This is a genomic window from Saprospiraceae bacterium (genome assembly GCA_016716185.1).
Classification (GTDB): Bacteria; Bacteroidota; Bacteroidia; order Chitinophagales; family Saprospiraceae; genus Vicinibacter.
Map to the genome: position 1 here is coordinate 656,207 of JADJWV010000002.1, position 6,216 is coordinate 662,422.

At 40.0% G+C, this 6,216-nt stretch carries 5 protein-coding genes; 4 read left to right on the forward strand and 1 reads right to left on the reverse strand.

Annotated features, from left to right (window positions below; translation table 11 throughout):
- The first annotated feature begins 22 nt into the window (after window positions 1–22).
- From IPM34_04495 to lpdA, 4 genes are all read left to right on the forward strand, one after another.
- Window positions 23–538, forward strand: coding sequence for a hypothetical protein (locus IPM34_04495; GenBank protein ID MBK8954802.1), 516 nt, complete (start codon window positions 23–25; stop codon window positions 536–538).
- Window positions 539–855: 317 nt separating this feature from the next.
- Window positions 856–2,010 (forward strand): hypothetical protein, encoded by a 1,155-nt coding sequence (locus IPM34_04500; GenBank protein ID MBK8954803.1) that lies wholly within the window; start codon window positions 856–858, stop codon window positions 2,008–2,010.
- Window positions 2,011–2,028: 18 nt separating this feature from the next.
- Window positions 2,029–3,297, forward strand: coding sequence for a hypothetical protein (locus tag IPM34_04505; GenBank protein MBK8954804.1), 1,269 nt, complete (start codon window positions 2,029–2,031; stop codon window positions 3,295–3,297).
- Between the two features lie 63 nt (window positions 3,298–3,360).
- Window positions 3,361–4,761 carry a dihydrolipoyl dehydrogenase gene (gene lpdA / locus IPM34_04510; protein ID MBK8954805.1) on the forward strand — a complete coding sequence of 467 codons (1,401 nt, stop codon included), beginning with the start codon at window positions 3,361–3,363 and terminating at the stop codon, window positions 4,759–4,761.
- A 145-nt stretch (window positions 4,762–4,906) separates the two neighbouring features.
- Here lpdA and IPM34_04515 read toward each other — a convergent pair whose 3' ends face one another.
- Window positions 4,907–5,533 carry a nucleotidyl transferase AbiEii/AbiGii toxin family protein gene (locus IPM34_04515; GenBank protein MBK8954806.1) on the reverse strand — a complete coding sequence of 209 codons (627 nt, stop codon included), beginning with the start codon at window positions 5,531–5,533 and terminating at the stop codon, window positions 4,907–4,909.
- Window positions 5,534–6,216: the final 683 nt, after the last annotated feature.

Sequence of the window (6,216 nt, forward strand, 5' to 3'; positions counted from 1 at the left end):
AAATAGCAGAAAATTTGAAATTATGAGAAATAAAATCGGTTTTCTATCGGCAATAATTCTTTTTCTCATTTGTGCCAACATTTCACAAGCTCAAAGAAATGCAGGCTATCATATTGGCGTGGTGCAACCGGTACTGGCTATCAACAGGGGAGATGTACGTTATTTTTATCAAAATGATTTTTATGCGATTGGCTTTCCGATGGGGATCAACTTTAAATTGGCGGGAGAAGTCAAATTTGATTTTGAGTTTGTACCCTTGCTGAAGCCAAATGTAGATTTGGATAAACCGTATGAAGTACATTTATTATACCATCCCGGGTTTTTATTTCCGATTGGAAACGGACTTACCTTCGGATTCAGACTTGCTTTTGAAACGGGACAAGGTCAATTTGGATTCACTCCGTTGTTAAATAAAGCTTTTGAAATTGGAAATGATGCCGTTTTTTTTATTGAACTGGTTGCCCCTGGTAGATTCGGACCCAATAAAAATTCAGGATACACACAGGTATTCGGATTGCATGTTGGATTTGGATTTTGATCCAGTTAATTTATTTGTATAAGTGAATGTTATGGTAAGACGAAATCGCTCCCTTATCCACCAAGAGAGAGAATGGTAGGGGATGAGGCACTCACCCCTGGCCCTTCTCCTGAAAGAGAGGGGAATTGTAGAATGAAATATATCGAATAACGTATCGCTCCCTTCTCCACTACCGTGAAGAACCTGTCTGCCGACCAGGCAGGGGGTTGGGGATGAGCCAAAATGATCACAAAAAATATTAAATATCTTATTAATTTATAAGATACTTATAATCAATTATATATCTCTGCATATTTGTCTGTATTTTTGTCTTTGAAATGAAACAGGGAGACATTTTGGAGCAAACCGGAATTCAGAACAGTTTATGGTCTGAAATGGTCATTGGCCAGGAAGGCCTATGGGCGCATTTATTGGATTCCGTAAATAACAAGACGCTCCCGCATCTATCTCTACTGTCAGGAAAACCGGGTCAGGGCCAATTGATTTTAGCATTAGCCTTAAGTCAGGCATTATTGTGTGAAAACCAAATGAAACCTTGCGGGCAATGTAATGCATGCAAACAGTCACACAAACTGATCCATCCCGATCTTCATTTTTCATTTCCGCTGTCTAAAGCCAAAGAAACTTGTCAGCAGTATTATGGAACCTGGAGAACTGCCGTTCAGGAATCTCCATTCATGGGCATTTCAGAATGGTTCCTCCATTTTGAGGAAGAGAGTAAAAATGCAAACATTCCGGTTTCAGAAGTTGAGAACATCGTTTCTCTTTTGCATTTAAAACCATTTGTTGCCGATATAAAAGTTTTGATAATTTGGTTACCCGAATATCTTGGAAAAGAATCCAACAGGCTTCTAAAATTATTTGAAGAACCACCGGAAGGGAGTTACATCATATTGGTCAGCGAACACTCCGAGATGTTGCTTTCTACTGTTCAGTCCCGGGCACAATTATTCAGACTGGGATCCATACCTTATGATCGATCTGCCGATTATTTAGCGAAGCAATTGTCGGTCACAACAGGAGATGCATATTCGGCAATTGTTTCTTCGGAAGGAAATATCCAGGAAGCCATCCATTATCTGCAGGATAAAGCGATGGCTCGTGTCGAAACCCTGCAACACTTGTTGCAATCCGTTTATCAATATCAGGCACAGGAAATGGTTAATTGGGTTGAACAATTTACAAAGATCTCAAAAGAAGAACAAAAATATTTTCTGGTCTGGATGCAAAGAATATTGTCCTTTGTTTTGAGATGGAAATACTCAAAAAATGAAGATGAAAATCAAATTCAATCTTCCCTGACTCAATATGTCCGGAAGCTTTCTTCTGCTTTACGCAGCGATCAAATTGAAAAAATTAATATTTTACTGGATGATGCGTTAATTGCCATTCAGCGAAATGCAAATGTTAAAATACTGATGACAGATTTTTGTATTCAACTTGCGCATATTACCCGCTCGAAGTTGAATTGATAAAATAAACTTCTATTCATGGCTTGTACATCTTGTTCGAATCAGAAAAATGGAATGCCTACCGGTTGCGGCAGCAAAGGGCATTGCGAATCCGGAGGATGCAATCGGATGAATACGTATGATTGGATTACCGTATTGGAACTCGACGACCCGATGGCATCTAATCTTGCCGAAGTAAGTTTTAAAAATGGAGCGAGAAAAACTTTTTACCGCATCCATGATAATCTTCGGGTCGATACTGGCGATCTGGTTGTGGTCGATACAGGTTATGGAGGTTACGATGTGGGCAGGATCAGTTTGATGGGAGATCTGGTCAAACTCCAGATGAAGAAGAAGAACTTTGCAGAAGACCGGATCACATTTGAAATTTTGCGCAAAGCCAATCAAAGAGATATTGAACGGATGGAAGAAGCCAGAGCTGTTGAAAAGTCGGCCCTGGTCAAAGCAAGAGTTATATCAAGGAATTTGAAGCTCGATATGAAAATCGGCGATGTAGAATTCCAGGCAGATCTGCGCAAAGCAACTTTTTATTATACGGCTGATGGGCGGGTAGATTTTCGCGAACTGGTGAAATTGTATGCGCGTGATTTCAAAACCAAAATTGAAATGTGGCAGATTGGTGCACGCCAGGAATCTGCACGCATTGGGGGCATCGGGTCCTGCGGAAGAGAGTTGTGTTGTTCGACCTGGTTATCCGATTTTAAATCGGTGAATACCAATGCGGCGCGTTATCAGAACCTTGCCATCAACCAATCCAAGTTAACCGGGCAATGTGGTAGATTAAAATGTTGTCTCAATTACGAATTGGATTTGTATGTCGACGAACTGGATAAATATCCGTCCAACGTCGATGAACTGAAATCCAAAAAAGGAAAGGCGACGTTGATCAAAGTCGATATATTCAGAGGTGTTTTGTATTATGCGTATGAACCGGAATCCGGCAGATCGTTGGTAATGCCTTTGTTGCCGGATTATGTCCGCAAAATAAAATCCATGAACGACCGCGGTGAATTACCGGATGAGATTATTCCGTCTGAAGAACATATGGAACAGGCAAAACCTCAGGAAAGTGAATTTGTGGATGTGACTGGTGAAATCGAATTACCCGATCATAAGCGAAAAAGAAAGAAGAAGAAAAAATTCAGACCTAAAGGCGATCTCACCCAAAAGGACTCACAAAGTAGCAGAGATCAAAGATCAAATAACCCGGTGCAAAGAAATCAAAGGCCGCAGGATGGGAAAGGTCAGGGAAACAAAGGGCAAGTGCCTCCGAAGAAAAATATTTAATATATCAGGCCTACCTCTGAACAAAGCAAAGATCTGAGCATTCCCTTAATAAAACAGTTCCACATGAAAATTGGTGTGATCGGCAGCGGTCCAGGGGGTTATTTCGCAGCTATTCGTTGTGCTCAATTGGGTTTTGATGTAAGTTTGATTGAACGTTATCCCAGTTTGGGCGGCACCTGCCTGAATGTTGGATGTATTCCATCAAAAGCATTACTCGATAGTTCGGAACATTTCCATCAACTCCAAACCGGATTTGATATTCATGGAATTCTGGTGGACGAGGTGCGATTGGATTTCAACAAGATGATGCAGAGGAAGCAAGAGGTTGTGACTCAAAACACAAAAGGGATCCAGTACCTGATGAAGAAAAATAAAATCAAAGTGATACATGCTTTGGCTTCATTTGCCGGGAGCAGGGAATTGTTGTTGACGAAAGATGATGGAAGCTCAGAGAAACTATTATTCGACAAATGCATTCTTGCAACAGGCTCGAAGCCTCATTGTCCGGATTCATTTAATTACAACAAACAAAGGATCATCAGTTCTACTGAAGCCCTCTGCCTGAAGGAAATTCCAAAACGTATGATAGTTGTGGGTGCAGGCGTTATTGGATTGGAGTTGGGTTCTGTTTATGCGCGATTGGGGACAAAAGTGAAGGTGATCGAATATTTGGATCATATACTGCCGAATATGGATCGCGATTGCTCGAATGAGTTGATGAAATCCCTTAAGAGATTAAATATAGATTTTCAATTTGGGCGTTCTGTCGCAAAAATCCAACAGATTGGAAACAGCCACGTTGAACTTTTTCATGGAGCCAAAGAGGGTAGCGAATCATTGAAAGAGGAAGCCGAATATGTGTTGGTCGCGACCGGAAGAAAGCCTTATACAGAAGGCCTTTCTTTGAATAAAGCAGAAATCCAAACGGATGAAAAGGGATTTATCAAAACCAACCAAAATTTGCAAACAAGCAATCCCAATGTTTATGCTATTGGCGATGTCATTGGTGGAGCAATGCTTGCCCATAAAGCCGAAGAAGAAGGCGTTTATGTAGCAGAGTTATTAGCGGGTCAAAAACCTGAGCTTCATGCTCATCTCATTCCTCAAGTAGTTTATACATGGCCTGAATTGGCATCTGTTGGATACACCGAAGCGCAGCTTAACGAACGTGGTATTCAATATAAAACCGGAAAATTTCCATTTAAAGCCTTGGGGCGTGCCCGAGCCAGCAACGATCTGGATGGCCTGGTAAAAGTCATATCAAATGAACAGACTGATGAAATATTAGGCGTACATATTTGTGGAGCGCGGGCTGCTGACCTGATCATGGAAGCTGTTGCCCTGATGAATTTTAAAGCCAGTGCAGAAGATATGGCCATGCTATGCCACGCACATCCCACTTTTTCGGAAGCATTAAAGGAAGCAGCAATGGATGCCAGTGCAAAGCGGGCTATTCATACATAAGGGCACTTCCAAAAATCCCTGATACTTCGTTGTGTAAATTTTTTAAACTCCTCTCCCGCCTTGCGGGATACGCAGTAAACTCTGAGCTTAAAAAATTCACACGCCTCGTCTGAGAGGTTTTTTAGAAGTCCCCATAATTATAAATTTATTGGAGATAATTTCTCACGGCTTCCGAAATAGATTTCTTTACTTGCTCCCAACTTATATTTTTCATAAGGAGAGGTTCAGGAGTCGTCTCTGCATCTTCAAAGTAAGTAAGTGCCATGGGTAAACTGATTAAAAGTCGTTGGCCTGGGAATTTTTGTTTATGGAAATTAAATAACTCCGTTAGGGAATAGTGACCCATCAACTCATAAAGATCCCAGAAATCTTTTTTTGTTCCTCTGCCAAGAATGGCTTGAATTTTCATGGCTGCGATGTCCTCCAGACTATAAAATCGGATTGAATTAGTGATGTAAATTGGACGTATTAAAGGATGATTGTATTTTACGATATCAATTTTAACAGCGTCTATAAAAGCAAATATCCCAATGTGGGTTAAATCTTCTCTATAAACAAATCGATGTCCAAATTTATTTTGTAAGGAAACAAGGATAGTGTCCGCTTGATATTCTCCAAAAGAAAATAGATCTAAATCAATAGACTTGCGATGACCATAATGCAATGCAAGGGCAGTTCCACCAGTCAAAGCGAATGCATCCAGCTCATGCAATGACATGAGTTGATTTAGTAAGGAAAAAGTTCCGGGTTCGAGGACCTCAGTGTGTAACATCTGAAATCTGTTATGGGCTTATTAATAACGGCACTTGCAAGATACAATGATTTGAGAGGCAGGTATTTTAAATTTAATAAGACCTCTGATATTTTTTCATCTCCATAATAGCGTCTGCAATTTTTGATGTCCTCCACATCGCCATGCGAAAACACCCTTTCTATAATGAATGGAGCATACTTTTCAAAGTCAAGATGAACGTAATCGACATCCCAAAATATCCGGGGATGATGGAATGGTTTTTCAAATTGCCGGTCCAATCTGATCTTGTATTTTTTATAAAGGTATAAACTCTTTGGGTAATGAACAAATAAATAACAATATGGAATTTCTATGGAGAATTTTCATGATGATAATTGGTGGAAGCGGTTTATCGGAGATATTCTTGAATGTACAAAGGAAATAAATTCAGGCTATCCTTTTATGGATAATATATACAATCAGCTTTGTTTAATTATTCATTAAATGGGAGTATAAGATTTGTTTGAATGAATTTTTAAATTGGAATTTGAACAGCAAATAAATGTTTGGAAGAGAAGTCAAATATAAGTTTTATTCGTTTTACAATCCAGTTGTGGCATTCACACCAAAGACATGGCCATAATTTGCCACGCACATCCCACTTTTTCGGAAGCATTAAAGGAAGCAGCATTGGATGCCAGTGCAAAGCGGGCTATTCATAT